The following is a 17,750-nucleotide window of genomic DNA, read 5'->3' on the forward strand; positions in this document are numbered from 1 at the left end:
TAGAAAGAGGTGTTTTTATGGAGAAGAAACGTATTATCGAAGTCATTCATGAACAAGTAAAAGCTGCCGATTTTGATGATCATGGCAAAGCAGTTCTCAGTATGAAGGATGTCGCAGATGGTCAATTAATTATGGATGTACTGGAAGAATTAAAATCAGATACAACCTTTGATTTTGATTTTGATCTGGACAAAATGGAACTCACTGTCCATAACCCGGAAGATGATCTGGACGGATTTATCAGACGGCACCCATCTCCACAAAAGTGTAAGTAATACTCCTTTCCCAATCCGCAATTTGTGGTAACTCCAATAAAAAAGCTCCCCTGGTATTGCCCAGGGGAGCTTTTTTATGATTAACAAGAAAAACCCTGTGGGGTTTTTCTTGTCAAAATTTAATTACATTTCTGCTTTTTGTTTGTAACCTTGGTAACGCTCCATTGCTTCTTCTTTTGCTTTATCATAAAGAGTTGCAGAAACTTCTGGGAAGGTCAGTTTTAATGAGGTGTATCGAACTTCTGAATCCAGGAATTCAGTGAATTTGTCCATATCCGGTTCTTTGGAATCAAGGATAAATGGATTTTTACCCTCTTCTTTCAGGGTTGGATTGAATCGGTACAGATGCCAGTATCCCGATTCCACAGCAAATGCTTCGTGGGTTTGAGTACGGCTCATGCCACCTTTGATCCCATGGTTGATACAAGGCGCATAAGCAATGATCAGTGATGGACCATCATACGCTTCAGCTTCCTGAAGAGCTTTTATAAATTGATTTTTGTCAGCGCCCATGGCTACCTGAGCAACATAAACATAACCGTAGGTTGCCGCCATCATACCAAGGTCTTTTTTCTTGATTCGTTCTCCAGCAGAGGCGAATTGTGCCACGGCTGCAGTTGGTGTTGACTTAGAAGCCTGACCACCGGTATTAGAGTAGATTTCGGTATCCAGTACGAATACGTTGATATTTTTGCGTGACGCTAAAACATGATCCAGTCCGCCGTATCCGATATCGTAGGCCCAGCCATCGCCACCAAAAATCCACTGGGATTTTTTGATCAGGTATGACTGATTATCCAGAATAAACTTGGTATAGGTAGCCAGTGCTTCGCTTGGTGTATAAGCAGTTAAGGCTTCAACCAGTTTAGCTGAGGCAATTTTTGAAGCTTCGGCATCTTTTCTGCTGTCAATCCAGGCTTGTGCTGCTGTTTTAACAGCTTCTGGCGCATCACCAGCAATGATTTCTTTTAGATAGTTTTCAATTGTATCGGCCATTTTTTCAGTTGCCAGCATCATCCCAAAACCATATTCGGCATTGTCTTCAAATAAAGAGTTGGCCCAGGCTGGTCCTTTTCCTGCGGCATTTTTACAATAAGGTGTCGAAGGTGACGATGCTCCCCAGATTGATGAACAACCGGTAGCATTGGCAACCAGCATCCGATCCCCAAACAATTGGGTAATGGTTTTAATATAGGGTGTTTCACCACAACCAGCACAAGCTCCGGAGAACTCCAGCAATGGCTGGCAGAACTGGCTTCCTTTAACAGTAGCCTTATTCATTAGGTTATCTTTAATCGTAACCGTCGTTGCATAGTTCCACATTGGAATTTGATCCGCTTGGGTATCGATTGGTTCCATTTCAAGCGCTTTGGTTTTAGCCGGACAAGCATCCTGACAGTTGCCACAACCGGTACAATCAAGGGTGCTGACCTGAATTCGATACTCTAAGCCGTCAAATTGTTTACCGGTGGCTTTAACGGTAGTAAACCCTTCTGGCGCTGCCGCTTTTTCACCAGCATCCACTAACACCGGACGGATGGCAGCATGTGGACAGACAAATGAGCACTGATTACACTGGATACAATTTTCAGGAATCCATTTTGGCACATTAACAGCGATACCGCGTTTTTCATAGGCTGAAGAACCCGACATAAAGGTTCCGTCTTCTGCACCAGTAAAGGTTGAAACCGGAATATCATCACCTTCTAATCGATTAATTGGACGAAGAATCTTGGTAATGAATTCTGGTACATTTTCTTCTGTTGCCCCGTTAGCTTTAAGCTCTTTCCAGGCAGCCGGAACATCCACTTTAACCAGGGCATCAATCCCGCGATCAACCGCAGCATTGTTCATATCAACAATTTTCTGGCCTTTTTTTCCGTAAGATTTTTGAATGCCTGCTTTTGAGAAAGCGACCGCATCTTCAATTGGAATAATGTCAGCCAGTTTAAAGAATGCCGATTGCATAATCATATTGGTGCGACGACCCAGACCAATTTCTTCGGCGATTTTAGTCGCATTGATAATATAGAAATTAATGTCATTGTCAGCGATATATTTTTTTAACGAAGCTGGTAATTTTTCATCCAGTTCAGCCACTTCCCAGACCGTGTTAAGCAGGAAGGTTCCACCTTTTTTCAAACCTTTTAGTAGGTCATATTGATGAACATACGCTTGAGTCGAACAGGAAACAAAGTCAGAATTTACAATTAAGTAAGTTGACTTGATTGGTTTTTTCCCAAATCGCAGGTGAGAAACGGTAACCCCACCAGATTTTTTACTGTCATAGGAGAAATAACCTTGGGCATACAAATCGGTATGATCTCCGATAATTTTAATGGCTGATTTATTAGCTCCAACGGTTCCATCAGACCCGAGACCCCAGAATTTACATCCTTTGGTTCCTTCGGGAACGGTATGGAGGTTTTCACCCAGTTCCAGACTGGTGTGTGTGACATCGTCGACGATTCCGATAGTAAATTTATCTTTGGGTTGAGCCAGTTTTAAATTATCATAAACTGCTTTAATTTGCGCAGGAGTGGTATCTTTTGAGCTGAGTCCATATCGACCACCAACAATCAGTGGTTGGAATTCTTTGCCATAGAAGACGGTGCAGATATCTTGGTATAAAGGCTCGCCTAATGAACCTGGTTCTTTGGTACGATCCAGTACGGCAATTTTCTTAACGGTTTTTGGCAATACTTTTAGTAAATATTCCGGCGCAAACGGTCTGAATAAACGAACCTTGATCAAGCCGATTTTCTCGCCCTGTTTCAATAAATAATCGATCGTTTCTTCAATCGTATCGGTTACTGAACCCATGGCAACGATAATATTTTCGGCATCGTCAGCACCATAATAATCAAACAAATGATATTCCCGACCCGTTTCAGCCGATATTTTTTCCATATAATCAGCAACAATTCCTGGAACCTTATCATAGAATGGATTACAAGCCTCTCTCGCCTGGAAGAAAATATCCGGATTCTGAGCGGTTCCTCGAGTTACTGGGTGTTCGGGATTTAAGGCCCGGTTTCTGAATTCCTGAATCGCTTCAAAATCGGCTAATTTTTTAAAGACATCATAATCGATCACTTCAATCTTTTGAATCTCATGTGACGTTCTAAAACCATCAAAATAGTGCATAAATGGTACCCGACTTTTAATCGCCGCCAGATGAGCAATAGCGGCCAGATCCATTACTTCCTGAACACCACCGGATGCCAACAAGGCAAAACCAGTTTGTCGACAGGCCATAACATCACTGTGATCTCCAAAAATAGACAAAGCTTGGGCTGCCAAAGTTCGGGCGGTAACATGAAAAACGCCGGGCAACAATTCGCCAGCAATTTTATACATATTGGGGATCATTAATAACAGTCCCTGAGAAGCCGTAAAGGTCGTGGTTAAAGCACCTGCCGCCAATGAACCGTGAACTGCGCCAGCGGCTCCACCTTCAGATTGCATTTCAGATACTTTTACAGTTTCACCAAAGATATTTTTTCGTCCCTGAGAAGCCCAAACGTCCGCATATTCGGCCATTGGGGATGAAGGGGTAATTGGAAAAATAGCTGCAACCTCAGTAAACGCATAGGCAACATGAGCAGCTGCTGTATTTCCATCCATTGTCATCATTTTTTTAGGCATGATTTTCCTCCTTGAAATTAAAACAAAGTGTTTTTATTGATGGTTTAAATAGCAAAATTTTATCTATGAAATTATATCATATTAGTTTTTGAGTGTATACACTTTAATACAGGTAATTTTTTGCCAGAATTTTCCAGTGTTTTTTTGTTTATTCACCCGAAAACGATTAATGTTAACCTTTTTATCATTTGTTGCTCTTTTATGTGGATAGTATTGTATATTCGAAAACTTTTATCCTTGTAAATTAATCCTTCACAATAATTGGCTGCGGATGAACTGTTAAAATATTAATTAACAGTTCATCAACAGTAATTTTTGTGAATTGATAACTTATTTCTTATTTTTAGTTGCTCTTAACTCACTATTTCTTTTTAGCTTCTTTAAAAGCCAATTTTTCAGGTATTAAAAAATCTGTCTGAAATTCAGAACATTCCTTGGCAACCACACTGCTTAAGACGAGCAGACTGATTAAATTGGGGATAGCCATCATCCCATTCATCGCGTCTGACAAATTCCAGACAATTTCCAACGCCGTGGTAGCCCCAACAAAAACAACCAGGCAGTAAATAATCCGGTAGATCGTTACTGCAATTGGTGCTTTGATTAAATACTCCAGTGATTTTTCGCCATAATATTCCCAACCCAATATGGTTGAAAAGGCAAAGAGCGCAATCCCGACAGTGACGATAAAACCGCCAATTGGTCCCAACGCCGATTGGAAAGCAGCGATGGTCAGATTGGCCCCCATTAAAATCTCACCGCTGGCATCCAGTGTCCCAAGCGCTCCAGATGAAGCAATTACCAGACCGGTTATCGAACAGACACAGATTGTGTCAAAAAAGGTTCCGGTCATATTGATATAACCTTGTCGCGAGGGATGATCGGTTTTGGCCGCCGCCGCAGCAATTGGTGCCGATCCTAAGCCCGCTTCATTGGAGAACACACCCCGGGCTACTCCCCAACGCATGGCTGTCAGCACCGAAGCGATAATGGTTCCACCGACACCACCAGCCATCGCCGCTGGAGAAAAGGCCATGGTAAAGATTTCTGCAAGCCCAGCTGGTACGTTTTGAATATTAATAACAATGACTACCAGGGCTGCTAAAACGTAGAATACCGCCATAAACGGCACAATGACACCAGTTACTCTACCAATGCTCTTAATCCCGCCAAGAATAACCATAAATGCCAATGCCATCAGAATCAGACCGGTGATCCAGGTTGGCACCCCAAAGGTTCCATTAACGGCTCCGGCTATGGAATTGGCCTGAGTCATATTGCCAATTCCAAAGGACGCCACCGCGGCAAACAAGGAAAACAGAAACGCCAGGACCAAACCTATTTTTTTGTTTTTGAAACCATTTTTCATGGCGTACATCGGACCACCAGCCATTTCACCTTTGGCATTGGTTTCCCGATACTTAACCGCCAGAACACTTTCAGCATATTTAGTCGATAATCCAAACAACGCTGAAATCCACATCCACACCAGAGCTCCTGGCCCCCCCAGTACCATTGCCGTAGCAACACCAACAATATTTCCCGTACCGATGGTGGCGGCCAGTGCCGTCATCAGCGATTGAAACGGTGAAATATCACCCGAGTCATCTTTATGGGTCTTGTCTTGTTTGGCAAAAACCGATTTCAGTGCATAGCCCAAGTTGAGCCATGGCTTAAACTTTAAACGCACGGTTAAAAAAATACCGGTTCCCATTAGCAGTGCCAGCATAATGGGTCCCCACACAAAATTATTTACAGCTGAAATGATATCCGAAAAACTCATATTGCCCCCCAAAAAATTTATACACTTGTTATCGATTACATTATATCGAGAATTTTCTTAAATAAGGGCTTCACTATTACCAGTAACAGTGTCACCCTTATTATCTGTTCTATCGAGCTAAATTTTATGTCTTGCTTTTTCGTTTTATTTCCTGATGCCAAAATCGAAATAGCTGTATTTGTATTTAACGCTGCTATCCCGTTCTACAGTAAATCTTCGGCAGGTACGTATTCTTTATTTAAGCCTTCGGCGACGCCTTTGCAGGTGACGTGTCCCTTGTAGGTGTTTAAACCTAATAACAAGGCATGATCTTCCTTCATAGCCGCTTCTGGTCCTTTATTGACAATATCCAGTAAATAAGGCAGAGTCGAACCGGTCAGTGCATAAGTCGATGTTCGTGGTACTGCACCAGGCATGTTGGCAACCGAATAGTGGATAACGCCATGTTTTTCAAAGCAGGGATTGTCATGAGTGGTACTGTGGTCAATGGTTTCCACTGAGCCGCCCTGGTCAATGGCAACATCAACGATAACTGAACCTTTTTTCATATTTTTAACCATCTCTTCAGTAACCAGTTTAGGCGCTTTTTCACCAGCAACCAGAACCCCACTGATCAATAAATCTGATTTTCTTGTCAGTTCAGCCATGTTGTAGGGATTACTGATCAATGTGGACACCCGACCATTAAAGACATCGTCCACATAGGTTAATCTGGGTTTGCTGATATCAATCACGGTAACATGAGCGCCCAGACCAACGGCCATTTTGGCTGCATTCATCCCGACGGTGCCGGCTCCGATAATCATGACTTCAGCGGGTAATACGCCAGTAACACCACCCAACAACATCCCCACACCACCATGATAGCGCTGCAGCATGGTCGCACCAACTTGAACGGACATTCTGCCAGCTACTTCACTCATGGGAATCAGCAAAGGCAGGGATCGATCCGGTAATTGAACGGTTTCATAGGCAATCCCGGTAATTTTTTTCTTCATAAGTATATCGGTTAAAGGCAGGTTTGGAGCAAGATGTAGATATGTAAATAAGGTCTGTCCTTCTTTCATCAGTTCGTATTCGGACTCGATCGGTTCTTTTACTTTTACAATGATATCGGATTGATCAAATACTTCTTTGGCCTGTTGCAAAATAACGGCCCCTTCAGCTGCATATTCGCTATCGGCGATACCGCTTTCAAAGCCAGCATTGGTTTCAACAAGCACCTTATGGCCACTTTTAACCAGGGCATGAACACCTGCCGGTGTTACGGATACACGAGACTCATTGTTTTTAATTTCCTTTGGAATACCTACAATCATGATAAAAACCTCCTGTTTTTTTAATAAAAATTTGTGATCTGAGTTTAAATCGTTACACATCCATATCTTCAGTCGGAAGAATGGAGTATGTGTTCTTAACAGTTGAAAGGGTTACAATCGTTTTTGTCTTTTGTACCCCAGGAACTGTTTTAATGCGATTGAGCACCGCTTCCAGACTTTGGGTATTTTTCGTAATAATTTTAATTAAATAATCATAATCTCCGGCCAGATAATCACATTCGATAATTTCATGTTCCTTTTCCACCAATTTGATAAATCCCTCAATATAGGTGGGATGCTTAAGGGATATAAACATATAGGCAACCAGGTTTTTGTTCATTCGCTGTGTTGAAATAATGATGGTGTACTTTTGAATGATGCCGGAAGAATCTAATTTTTTGATGCGTTCGCTGACTGCAGGAACTGAGAGACTGACTTCACTCGCTATTTCTGAAGCCGTTACTCTGGCATTTTTCTGCAGTAGCTTGAGGATTTCAACATCAATTGAATCCATCTAAAACTCCTTTCCACTAAAATTATTGAGCTCATTATATCCGAATTTTCAAGTAAATTAAACGTTTTCAATGAATAACAATAGATCTTTTTGCAATAAGAATAAATCACCTTAAATGATTAATAAAAGAGGGTTACCTAGCGTGCCCGCACTTAAAATTCTTAATTATTTCTAGTATCCCATTGAAAAACTGAGGTAAAATTTAAAAAAACTTAAAAAACTATTTTCAAGGCCCAGATAATTTCAGCATAAATATCCAAATAGTCGTATAAATAATTATATTAATCATCATTTTCTCTATTTCATGTCACACCTGTTCAGCGATCACAATGGACAGGCGTGACGGGGTTAAGATTTAATCATTCTTGTGGTTATGTTCTCGCTATTGCCGGTGCCCTGCTAATCATTCAAACGTTTTTCGATGGCGGCAATGGTTTCATTGAGTACTTCAATCCGGGCGTAATATTTATTCTGGGCTTCGACAATAATCCAGGGTGCATTGATCGTTGATGTTTTTAGCAGCATTGCATCGACCGCTATCTTATAAACCTCCCATTTATCCCGGTTGCGCCAGTCTTCTTCTGTAATTTTCCACTCTTTATCGGGGTTCTCTTCCCGACCGGTGAAACGCCTTAATTGCTCATCCTGATCAATCTGTAACCAGAATTTAATGACAATCGCCCCCCAATCTGAGAGCTGTTTTTCGAATTCATTTATTTCCCGATAACTCCGGTCAAACTCCTCTTGGGTACAAAATCCTTCAATTGGTTCCACCATCACCCGGCCATACCAGGTTCGATCCCACACACCCAAGTGACCGTTTTTGGGGATATCCCGCCAGAAACGCCAGAGATAGTGATGCTTTCTTTCAAGATCACTGGGGCTGGCGGTGGGATACACTGTATACCCCCGGGGATCCAGGTTCCGAGTCAGTCGTTTAATACAGCCGCCTTTGCCACCGGCATCCCAACCTTCAAACCCGACAATCAGCGGAATCCGACGTCGATAGAGCTCGAATTGAAGCAAGCGGATTTTTTTCTGAGCATCTTTGATCTGGCGCTGGTATTCTTCTTCGCTGATGACCTGATCAAGAACAATGCCATCGAGAATCTTAGACTGAAACGGCATATCCCCTTCATGAATCAACGGTTTAAGTTCAACTTCTGGAGCCATATTGACCGCTTCGATGGCTTTTTCCAGCCGTTTTTCCAAAATACTGAAAACCTTGATCAGGGCATAGTCTTTTTGTTCCCCTTCGATAATCACCCAGGGAGCACAGTCGTTGTCGGTCAGCTCCAGTCCCCGGTTGACCTTTTCATAAAGCTTATCATAATGCTTGTTTTCTTTTTTATCCCGAGGGGTTACCCGCCAGGCAGTGGCATCATTTCCCAGCAGCTTGTTGAAACGTCTTTTTTGTTCTTTTTTGCTGATGTGAATGAAAAACTTAAAAATAATCATCCCATCATCCGAAAGCGCCTGTTCGAATTCATTGGCCTGTTTCATTAACCCCTGCATGTTTAACGCATCAATCGATTTACGATAGACCAAGTCGCTGTAATAACTGCGGTTAAAAATGGCGATCTGACCTTTTTCGGGCGTTTTGGTCCAATAACGCCATAAAAACGGACGAAAAATCTCGTCTTCATTCTCCTGCTTTTTAAAATTATGCACCCGAAAAGACCGCGGATCCATAGGCATCAGCAATTCGTTGATCAGGGTTCCCTTGCCGGCTGCATCCCATCCTTCAAACAGAATCAAGACCGGAATACCCATATCGTGCAGGGTTCGCTGCAGTTCACCTAACCGTATCGTCAGTCGCTCTTTTTCCTGGCGGTAGGTTTCTTTGTCAATTGTTACACCTAAATCAATTTTTTCCAGCATGATAGCCTCCTAAATAAATATGATTTTGTATGAGATAACATTTCAAACACAAGGGCCCGGTAATGGGCACTTATGGAAGTAGCAGACAATGGTTTTTCTGTGGTGTTTTTCGAAGTACTCGCAGGACTGATCGTTACCACAAAAAAAGGGCGTCTTAAAAGACGCCCCCTTATCAGTTATATAAATTTTTCGTAAATTGCGTCCAGGTTGGGATTGGACAAAGTTTCCATAACATAATCAGCATATTCTGAACCAGTAGCGCCAGTTTCCCGTCCGGTGAGCACCAGTTTTTTCTCGTACAGTCCGCAAATATCCAGCGCTTTTTGAAGCTGCTCAGCTTTTTCATTGTAACCAATATGCACCAGCAACATCCCGGCAGCCCGGATAATGCTGCAAGGATCGGCATATTGTCCCCGACCTTCTTCCACCATTCGTGGTGCTGATCCATGAATCGCCTCAAACATCGCATATTGTTTGCCGATATTGGCTGATCCAGCCGTACCGACACCACCCTGAAACTCAGCCGCTTCATCGGTTAAGATATCACCATAGAGGTTTGGTAAAACCATCACCTTAAACTGACTGCGTCGTTTTTCATCAACCAGCTTGGCGGTCATGATATCGATGTACCAGTCATCCATTTCGACGGTGGGATAGTTTTTGGCAATCGCTTTGGCCGTATCTAAAAATTTACCATCAGTCGTTTTGATAACGTTGGCTTTAGTAACCACGGTCACCTTATTCTTACCAGATTTTTCTGCAAAATCAAAGGCTGCCTTAATAATTCGCTCCGAACCTTCCTGGGTGGTGACGGTGAAATCAATGGCAAGATCATCATTGACATGGATGCCCTTGCTACCAACGGCATAAGCCCCTTCAGTGTTTTCCCGATAGAAAGTCCAGTCAATATTCTTTTCTGGTACCGACACTGGCCGAACGTTGGCAAATAAGTCCAATTCCCGACGCATCGCCACGTTGGCACTTTCGATATTTGGCCAGGGATCACCCTCCCGGGGCGTTGTTGTTGGTCCTTTTAAGATTACATCACAGGTTTTTAGTTCTGCTAAAACCTCGTCAGGAATCGCTTTTCCGCAGGCTGCCCGGTTTTCAATGGTCAAACCGTCAATAATTTTAAAGACAACTCTTCCGGTTTTAACATCATCGGCCAATAAAAATTCTAATACCCTTTGGGCTTCAGCAGTAATAAATGGCCCAATGCCATCGCCACCGACAACACCGATAATAATCTGTTCTTTTGTTGTAAAATCAGTAAAATCCTTTTGAACCTTCATTTTTTCGATGCGTGTCAATTGTTCTTTAATCAGCTCTCCAAAATGGGCTTTTGCGCGTTCAATTTGTTCTTCGATCAAGTTCTATCCTCCGTCAAATCAATTTATTAGGGTCATATATAATTACTAAGGCACTATCTTATTGCCTTAAGCTTTGGACATCATACTTTTAAGCCGTTTGATGGGCTGAGTGTTTTTAAAAACCAGCTCATGAGTAGCCACAAATTTATCCACTGCCGTCACAACCCAGCTACCTAAATTTGCTGGTGGAATTGGCGTAAGTGGGAACATGTGCTTGACGATCATGTCTGCCTGACGTTCATCAATATCAAAATATTTTTCGGCATTTTCCAGGGCTGTTTTAGGATGAGAAAAGCCATGCATCTCTTTGATTCGATTCAAGCCCTTTCCTGTTTTCACCTTTCCCTGCCAGGACTCCAGAAAAAAATCATGGAGAGTTGCGCCCCGGGCAATGGAGGCATAATCCATACCTAAAAATTTGGCCACGCGATAGGAGTAATATCCAACTGCGACTGAATGTTCATATAAACCATTGCCATGGTGATCAATTTCTCTTAATCTTTGGAATTCACTGTGTGTTATAATATCGCCAACAATGGTTTCAAACTCATCATAATACTTTTTTGTTTCCATTGAGACCTTTCATTTGCTCTTATTTATTCAGCAATGCTGAACAGATGCTTCGAATATTATAGCATAATACCTTTATTTTTAGTTAAAATTATCTGAGATGTTCTTTAAAAAAACAAAAAAAGATTCGATTCTTCTTAAAATCATGGTAAACTGATTAAAAAGAACAGAAAGGATCAATCATGAAGATAAAAAACATACTCATCGGAACCGGTGTTATTATGGCCACCAGCGTAGCGCTTTATCACGCCAGTGTAATAAAAAAGGCCAAAGCATTTGAAGCCAACCTGGATAAGCGTCCCGAATCGCTGGACGAAGTCGTCCTCTATGGCGGTAAAATGAAAGACTACCAAAACCAAACGATGCAGAATACTAAAATCGGAGCGTTCTTTGGCGGCATGCAGCTTGATTTTTCGGAGGTGACTACCGAAAAAGACGCGTATCGCCTGGATATCAATATCGTGAATGGTGGTCTTAACATCATTGTTCCTGACAACTTCAGGCTAAAAATTGTTGATAGCTGTAAATTTGGCGGAATTGCCGACCATACGGTTTGTACCGATCCTGAAAATTCAGTGGCCCTATCGGTTTTTGCCAATATTACCTGTGGTGGTCTGAATTTTGAAAATCCGTCAGAATAATCGTCGCCTGTGATAAACACTTAAAAAACTGAAATCCAGCCTAAGCTGATTTCAGTTTTTCTTTAACAAAATCTTCGAATTCAAACACATTCATTGGCTTGGCATAGAAAAATCCCTGAGCAATGTCGCACCCCTTCTCTTTAAGAAACTCCACCTGTTCCCGGGTTTCCACCCCTTCAGCCACGGTAATCAGATCCAGATCCTTGGCCATATTCAACATACTGGTAATGATCTTCTCTCCCCGGGCATTATCCGTCGATTCGCTAAAAAAAGCCTTGTCCAATTTTAAAATATCCGCCGGTAAATTTTTCAGAGTGTTGAGGGATGAATAGGCCCGACCAAAATCATCAATTGAAATATGAAAACCAAAATCTTTTAAATGATTCATAATCTCAACCATCTGAACATCATTATTGAAAATCGTGCCCTCGGTCAACTCAATTTCGATCATTTTAGGATCGATCTGATAGCGGTTGGTAATGGCCAGCAATTCTTCCGGTAATAGCATATTTTCCAGATGAAGTCGGGAAAAATTAACTGAAATAATCATATTAGTCAATTGATCCATTTCCTTTTCCCATTTCGCCAGCAGCTTACATACCGCTTCAAACATATACGTATCTATTTTTTTGACAAACCCATTTTTTTCAAACAAGGGAATAAAATCATTCGGTGGCAACATCCCCCGTTCGGGATCATTCCAGCGTACCAGCGCCTCAGCACCAATAATCTGTTCATCTGAAAACAGATATTTGGGCTGAAGATAAACTTCAAATTCGCCACTTACTAACGCTCTCTCCATTCTGTTTTCAATTTCATTTTCAAGAATCAGTGCAACCCGCATGGATTCTTCATAAAAAGCATAGCTAATCTGGGAATTATCTTTGATCGACCGTTTCGCCATATTGGCACGATCACTGAGGGCATTAATATCCAACTCCGTTTCGCCAATCAGATAGATCCCCATGGAGATGCTGACGATGAATTTCTGAGAGTAACCATTGATTTTGCGAATCAAATTTTCCAGCCGCAAAGAAAACTCACCATAGCCTTCATATTTCATTAAAATACAAAAATTATCGGTGGCCATTCGGGCAAACAGCTCCTCTTCATTGAGATACATTTCTAATATTTTTGCAATAGCAGTGAGGATTTCATTACCTGTCTGATGCCCGTATAAGTCATTGATCGCCTTAAACTTATCGATGTCAAAGATAACCATCGCATAATCTTGGGTTTTACTTGTGTCCAGAATTATTTCACACTCTTTTTTAAACTTGATCCAGTTGGGACAACCCGTTAAAAAATCAAGATCCTGGAGTTGCTTAAGCTGCTGGATTTCTTTTTTGAAGGTACCAATGGCAAGGTTACTGTTTATACTGATCACAAAGAGACCCATAAACGCCAGACCATAGAGAAGCTTCACCAGAATTATCTCGTAAGGCTCCTGGGAAAAAGCGGAAAAATTAATGAGCCCCATCATCATGACCCAAAAAAACAACGCAAAACTGAGGATTAAAAACTTTTTTTCGTCATATTTCTTCACCATTACCTCCTAAATCGTTAAATCTATTTGAGTAACTGGCTGACTTAAAAAAGTCCCTTTAGCTTTGCGTCACTATTTCACAACAGTTTTGCCCTGTAATTCAGTATTTTATTTGCTGGAACAACAAATATTTTGCCGTTTTTCCAGGAATTCTAATCGACAATTTGTATTGTTTTTTTTAATATTGTATCACAATTGTAACAATATGTCGTGTGCTGAATATTCAATTTTTCATTCTTTCATTGCCACTATCACCGAGAAAATCCGATTCTTATGTGGACACTGTCTATAGCCGTTCTTCCAATTCGGCGGTCAGATCTTCATAACCGGGCTTATGTAGCAACGCGAACATATTCTTTTTATAGGCTTCCACTCCGGGCTGATCAAAGGGATTAACCCCCAGCAAATAGCCATTTAAACCACAGGCTTTTTCGAAGAAATAAATCAGTTTACCAATATGGAAGGCATCCAGTTTTGTAAGTCGGATGATCCCATTGGGGACTCCACCATCGACATGAGCCAGCAAGGTGCCCATAAAAGCTTTTTCATTGACGGCATCAATTTCCCAGCCGGTGAGGTAGTTGAGTCCTTCCAGATTCTTTTCGTCGCGGAAAACCTTGAGATCCGATTGATCTGCTTCAATGACAATGACGGTTTCAAAATGGTTTTTGGGGCCATCCTGAATCATCTGACCCAGCGAATGGAGATCGGTGGAAAAATGCGCCGAAGCCGGAAAAAGACCCTTACCATCTTTGCCGTCACTTTCACCAAATAATTGTTTCCACCACTCCGCCAGATACTCCAGAGAGGGATCGTAATCCACCAAAATCTCAATATTCTTGCTGCGGCTATAAAGGACATTCCGATACAATGCATACTGGAAGCAGGGGTTTTTTTCAAACTCCGGTTTGTTATACTCCTCGTACCCGGATTTTCCGCCGTCCATCAGCGCATCAATATCAATCCCCGCTGCTGCAATGGGCAGCAAGCCGACGGCGGTATAGACGGAGTAACGACCCCCAATATCATCGGGAATCACGAAGGTTTCGTAGCCTTCTTCATCAGCCATATACTTTAAGGCTCCCCGGGCAGCATCCGTTGTCACGAAGATCCGCTCCTGTGCTCCCGCTTTGCCATACTTATCTTCCAGAAATTGCTTAAAAAAACGGAAAGCGATCGCCGGCTCGGTGGTAGTGCCAGACTTTGAAATAACGTTGATACAGACTTCCTGATCCGCAAGAAGCGCCAGCAACTTTTCCAGATATTTTCCACTGATATTCTGACCGGCAAAATATATTTTGGGAGCCTTTCGCACTGCTCGTGGTTCATCATTATAAAAGGGGCTGGTTAGGGCTGTAATCACCGCTTTTGCACCTAAATAGGAACCGCCAATCCCAATTACCACCAACGCCTCACAACGCTCTTTAATTTTTTCGGCAGCCTCTTTAATCCGGACAAATTCATCCTTATCATAGTTGATCGGATAATCCACCCAGCCGAGAAAATCATTGCCCACACCAGTTTTATTCATCAAGTCATCATTAGCTTGAGCCAACTGCTGATAACGACTTTCAAACTCACAGGAATCTATATTTGCATAAGAGAGATCGAAACGAATACTCATAATTCTTACCTTCTTTCTTAATTATTAACATAGTTTCATTTTACACCATCGGCGATTGGAGTGTCAATTAATGTTCATTCACCAGCCTGAAAGAAAGTTGAAATGCAACAGATCTTTGAGTCAATTCCCGCATAACAGATGACTTTTGTGATTTGATATGATAAAATGGGCAAAACCAAGAAAAGAAGAGGTGTAAAATGGAAACGCGAGTACTGGGACAAACCGGATTAGAAGTATCCCTTATTGGCTTTGGTGGCATTCCAATCCAACGCTGTAACCAATGGGAAGTTGACGAAATTGTTGAAAACCTTATTGAAGAAGGTGTTAATTTTATTGACACTGCCAGAGCTTACACCAACAGTGAAGAAATGATTGGGGAAGCATTAAAGCAATGGGGCCGTGAACATTTTTTCCTGGCTACAAAAACCCCAAAACTCAGCTACGATGAGGTGATGGTTGATGTTAAAACCAGTCTGGCCGAGTTACAAACCGATACCATCGATTTGTATCAGTTCCATAATGCCAAAACGATGACCGACTACGAAACCATTATGAGCCCTGGGGGTGGATATGATGCGCTGGTCGACTGTAAAAAACTGGGGCTGATTAAACATATCGGGATTACCTCCCACTCTTACGAAGTGCTCGATCGGGCTCTGGATGAAGATAAATTTGAAACCATTCAGTTTCCTTATAATATTGTCGAGAACCGCGGAGCACCGCTCTTTGAAAAAGCCAAATCAAAAAATGTCGGTGTCATTATTATGAAACCGCTGGCTGGTGGTGCCTTTATCCACGCTAATTACGCCCTGCGCTGGGTAGCTGAAAATCCCAATATTTCGGTACTGATCCCCGGTATGGATTCAGTCAAGCAGGTTCTTAAAAACACCCGAGTCGGCAACGATTTTGTGCCGCTATCCGATGACGAACGAGAAACCCTTGAAGCCGATGCCAAAGCACTGGGAAAAACCTTCTGTCGTCGCTGCGGTTATTGCGCCCCCTGTCCCCAGGGCATTGACATCCCAATGCAGTTTATCGTCGAAGGGTATTACCGCCGCTACGATCTTGAGGAATGGGCCCTGGATCGTTATCGCAGCTTTGTTGCCAATGCGTCAGACTGTATCCAGTGCGGCGAATGCGAACCCCGGTGCCCCTATGATCTGCCGATCCGTGACATGCTGAAGACGACTCGGGAACTGTTTGACCCGCTGTTATAGTCCCTTCATCCAGCAACACTGCAAAAAGGTCACAATCTCCAACTGGTGAGATTGTGACCTTTTTTAATATTTTTTTCTTAGTCACACAGGTATAATCGGCCCAGAGCATCTGCTGCCATAATCGCAGCGTAAACAGTGTCGGCATCGACATCAAAAGGCATATTATGAATCGTTTCAGCAGGATCAGCCGCCGCAACTGCCACCGCCATGATTTTTTCTGGGGTTGGTTCGGTGCAACCCAGTTCGCCCAGCGTAATTGGCAAACCAACAGATAAACAGAAATCGATCACTTCTTCAATATCTTCCAAGGAGCGGTTTTCCATCACCAATTGAACCAGAGTTCCAAAGGCAACTTTTTCACCGTGATACATATGGTGGCACTCCGGTAATACGGTTAAACCGTTATGAACGGCGTGACAAGCTGCCAGACCGCCACTTTCAAATCCGACTCCGCTGAGGTAGGTATTGGCTTCAATCACATTTTCCACCGCCGGTGTACAGCTTGCTGCTTCAACCGCCAGCTTTGCTTTTAAGCCGTCTTCAATTAAAATATCATAGCATAATTTTGCCAAAGCCAAAGCGGATTTAGTCGGATGAGCTCCTGACATGGTGGTTCCGTTGGAATCCACAGTAGCCTGGGCTTCAAAATAAGTAGCCAACGCGTCTCCCATTCCAGCGACAAAAAGTCTGGCTGGAGCCGCTTTGATGATGTCGGTATCCATCACGACAATCTCAGGGTTTTTAGGTAGAACCAGGTATTCATCAAACACACCATCTTCGGTATAAATAACGGATAAAGCCGAACAGGGCGCATCAGTAGAAGCAATGGATGGTGCAATCACAACTGGCAGCTTTTCATAATGCGCCGTCGCTTTGGCTGTATCCAGGGTTTTTCCGCCACCAATCCCAACAACAACGTCACAACCTTGCGCTTTGACGATTTCCTGGAGACGGGCAATTTCAACCTTTGAACACTCACCGTTAAATTTTTCGGGTGTGAACTTAATTCCCGCCGCTTCAAAACTGGCTTTCAATTCATCCGCTTTGGTTCGCATCATGGTTCCGCTCATTAAAACAAGCGCAGATGTTCCAAATTTCCCAACATGTTCCGGCAATTTACCAACTTCCCCGGCACCTTGAACATAACGGCTGGGAGACATAATAATCTTTTGCATTTTCTACCTCCGAAAATATTTTTTCGTTATTATTATATCAAATAATCTCAGCTATGAATTCGTTATCATCTGAAAAAAACAGGCCAGCGCTGATACTATTTCTGGTTTGATTTTATTTTTTTTACCAGTTCTTCATATAATTGATAATTTTTTGTTTCCTGCTATAACTATTTTAATCTTGCATCCT

General features: G+C 42.4%; 13 protein-coding genes and 1 riboswitch. Of the genes, 3 read left to right on the forward strand and 10 right to left on the reverse strand.

The genetic code is table 11. The features are described from left to right. The first annotated feature begins 17 nt into the window (after nucleotides 1-17). Complete coding sequence (locus tag Q7P33_RS15370; protein ID WP_303871625.1) at nucleotides 18-275, forward strand: hypothetical protein; 258 nt, start codon at nucleotides 18-20, stop codon at nucleotides 273-275. Nucleotides 276-398: 123 nt separating this feature from the next. Here the strand turns inward: Q7P33_RS15370 and nifJ are convergent, their stop codons facing one another. From nifJ to Q7P33_RS15405, 7 genes are all read right to left on the reverse strand, one after another. Beyond that, entirely contained in the window at nucleotides 399-3,923 is a 3,525-nt protein-coding gene (nifJ, locus tag Q7P33_RS15375) for a pyruvate:ferredoxin (flavodoxin) oxidoreductase (RefSeq protein WP_303871626.1), read from the reverse strand. A gap of 361 nt (nucleotides 3,924-4,284) precedes the next feature. Beyond that, nucleotides 4,285-5,706, reverse strand: a complete 1,422-nt coding sequence (locus Q7P33_RS15380; protein WP_303871627.1) for a sodium:alanine symporter family protein — start codon at nucleotides 5,704-5,706, stop codon at nucleotides 4,285-4,287. A 203-nt stretch (nucleotides 5,707-5,909) separates the two neighbouring features. Then, nucleotides 5,910-7,025 (reverse strand): alanine dehydrogenase, encoded by a 1,116-nt coding sequence (ald, locus tag Q7P33_RS15385; protein ID WP_303871628.1) that lies wholly within the window; start codon nucleotides 7,023-7,025, stop codon nucleotides 5,910-5,912. Between the two features lie 52 nt (nucleotides 7,026-7,077). Then, entirely contained in the window at nucleotides 7,078-7,539 is a 462-nt protein-coding gene (locus tag Q7P33_RS15390; protein ID WP_303871629.1) for an Lrp/AsnC family transcriptional regulator, read from the reverse strand. Nucleotides 7,540-7,938: 399 nt separating this feature from the next. Next, a complete protein-coding gene (gene pap, locus Q7P33_RS15395) occupies nucleotides 7,939-9,420 on the reverse strand; it encodes a polyphosphate:AMP phosphotransferase (RefSeq protein WP_303871630.1) in 1,482 nt (493 codons plus the stop codon). A 176-nt stretch (nucleotides 9,421-9,596) separates the two neighbouring features. After that, nucleotides 9,597-10,790: an isocitrate/isopropylmalate family dehydrogenase gene (locus Q7P33_RS15400; RefSeq protein WP_303871631.1), complete on the reverse strand. Its 1,194-nt coding sequence runs from the start codon at nucleotides 10,788-10,790 to the stop codon at nucleotides 9,597-9,599. A gap of 66 nt (nucleotides 10,791-10,856) precedes the next feature. Further along, entirely contained in the window at nucleotides 10,857-11,363 is a 507-nt protein-coding gene (locus Q7P33_RS15405) for a phosphohydrolase (protein WP_303871632.1), read from the reverse strand. 179 nt (nucleotides 11,364-11,542) lie between these two features. Between Q7P33_RS15405 and Q7P33_RS15410 the strand changes: the two genes are divergently transcribed. Further along, on the forward strand, nucleotides 11,543-12,001 hold the full coding sequence (locus tag Q7P33_RS15410; RefSeq protein WP_303871633.1) for a LiaF domain-containing protein: 459 nt from the start codon (nucleotides 11,543-11,545) through the stop codon (nucleotides 11,999-12,001). A 40-nt stretch (nucleotides 12,002-12,041) separates the two neighbouring features. Here Q7P33_RS15410 and Q7P33_RS15415 read toward each other — a convergent pair whose 3' ends face one another. Both Q7P33_RS15415 and Q7P33_RS15420 read right to left on the reverse strand, forming a co-directional pair. Beyond that, nucleotides 12,042-13,550: a bifunctional diguanylate cyclase/phosphodiesterase gene (locus tag Q7P33_RS15415; RefSeq protein ID WP_303871634.1), complete on the reverse strand. Its 1,509-nt coding sequence runs from the start codon at nucleotides 13,548-13,550 to the stop codon at nucleotides 12,042-12,044. A 24-nt stretch (nucleotides 13,551-13,574) separates the two neighbouring features. Beyond that, a riboswitch (cyclic di-GMP riboswitch) is annotated at nucleotides 13,575-13,650 on the reverse strand. Between the two features lie 183 nt (nucleotides 13,651-13,833). Next, entirely contained in the window at nucleotides 13,834-15,171 is a 1,338-nt protein-coding gene (locus Q7P33_RS15420) for a glucose-6-phosphate isomerase (protein WP_303871635.1), read from the reverse strand. Nucleotides 15,172-15,368: 197 nt separating this feature from the next. On the opposite strand from Q7P33_RS15420, the gene Q7P33_RS15425 reads away from it, so the two are divergent. Continuing rightward, nucleotides 15,369-16,388 carry an aldo/keto reductase gene (locus Q7P33_RS15425; RefSeq protein ID WP_303871636.1) on the forward strand — a complete coding sequence of 340 codons (1,020 nt, stop codon included), beginning with the start codon at nucleotides 15,369-15,371 and terminating at the stop codon, nucleotides 16,386-16,388. Nucleotides 16,389-16,465: 77 nt separating this feature from the next. On the opposite strand, the gene Q7P33_RS15430 is transcribed toward Q7P33_RS15425, so the two are convergent. Then, the gene (locus Q7P33_RS15430) at nucleotides 16,466-17,563 is read right to left on the reverse strand and encodes a glycerol dehydrogenase (RefSeq protein ID WP_303871637.1); all 1,098 of its coding nucleotides are present in this window, start codon (nucleotides 17,561-17,563) and stop codon (nucleotides 16,466-16,468) included. Nucleotides 17,564-17,750: the final 187 nt, after the last annotated feature.

This window comes from Acetobacterium wieringae (genome assembly GCF_026646375.1).
In the GTDB taxonomy this organism is placed as follows: Bacteria; Bacillota; Clostridia; order Eubacteriales; family Eubacteriaceae; genus Acetobacterium; species Acetobacterium wieringae_A.

Bases quoted from the DNA above. Each gene is read 5' to 3' on its own strand.
- Q7P33_RS15405 (WP_303871632.1), bottom strand. From the start codon at position 11,363: ATGGAAACAAAAAAGTATTATGATGAGTTTGAAACCATTGTTGGCGAT.
- Q7P33_RS15410 (WP_303871633.1), top strand. From the start codon at position 11,543: ATGAAGATAAAAAACATACTCATCGGAACCGGTGTTATTATGGCCACC.
- nifJ (WP_303871626.1), bottom strand. From the start codon at position 3,923: ATGCCTAAAAAAATGATGACAATGGATGGAAATACAGCAGCTGCTCAT.
- ald (WP_303871628.1), bottom strand. From the start codon at position 7,025: ATGATTGTAGGTATTCCAAAGGAAATTAAAAACAATGAGTCTCGTGTA.
- Q7P33_RS15420 (WP_303871635.1), bottom strand. From the start codon at position 15,171: ATGAGTATTCGTTTCGATCTCTCTTATGCAAATATAGATTCCTGTGAG.
- Q7P33_RS15415 (WP_303871634.1), bottom strand. From the start codon at position 13,550: ATGGTGAAGAAATATGACGAAAAAAAGTTTTTAATCCTCAGTTTTGCG.
- Q7P33_RS15380 (WP_303871627.1), bottom strand. From the start codon at position 5,706: ATGAGTTTTTCGGATATCATTTCAGCTGTAAATAATTTTGTGTGGGGA.
- Q7P33_RS15425 (WP_303871636.1), top strand. From the start codon at position 15,369: ATGGAAACGCGAGTACTGGGACAAACCGGATTAGAAGTATCCCTTATT.
- pap (WP_303871630.1), bottom strand. From the start codon at position 9,420: ATGCTGGAAAAAATTGATTTAGGTGTAACAATTGACAAAGAAACCTAC.
- Q7P33_RS15370 (WP_303871625.1), top strand. From the start codon at position 18: ATGGAGAAGAAACGTATTATCGAAGTCATTCATGAACAAGTAAAAGCT.
- Q7P33_RS15430 (WP_303871637.1), bottom strand. From the start codon at position 17,563: ATGCAAAAGATTATTATGTCTCCCAGCCGTTATGTTCAAGGTGCCGGG.
- Q7P33_RS15390 (WP_303871629.1), bottom strand. From the start codon at position 7,539: ATGGATTCAATTGATGTTGAAATCCTCAAGCTACTGCAGAAAAATGCC.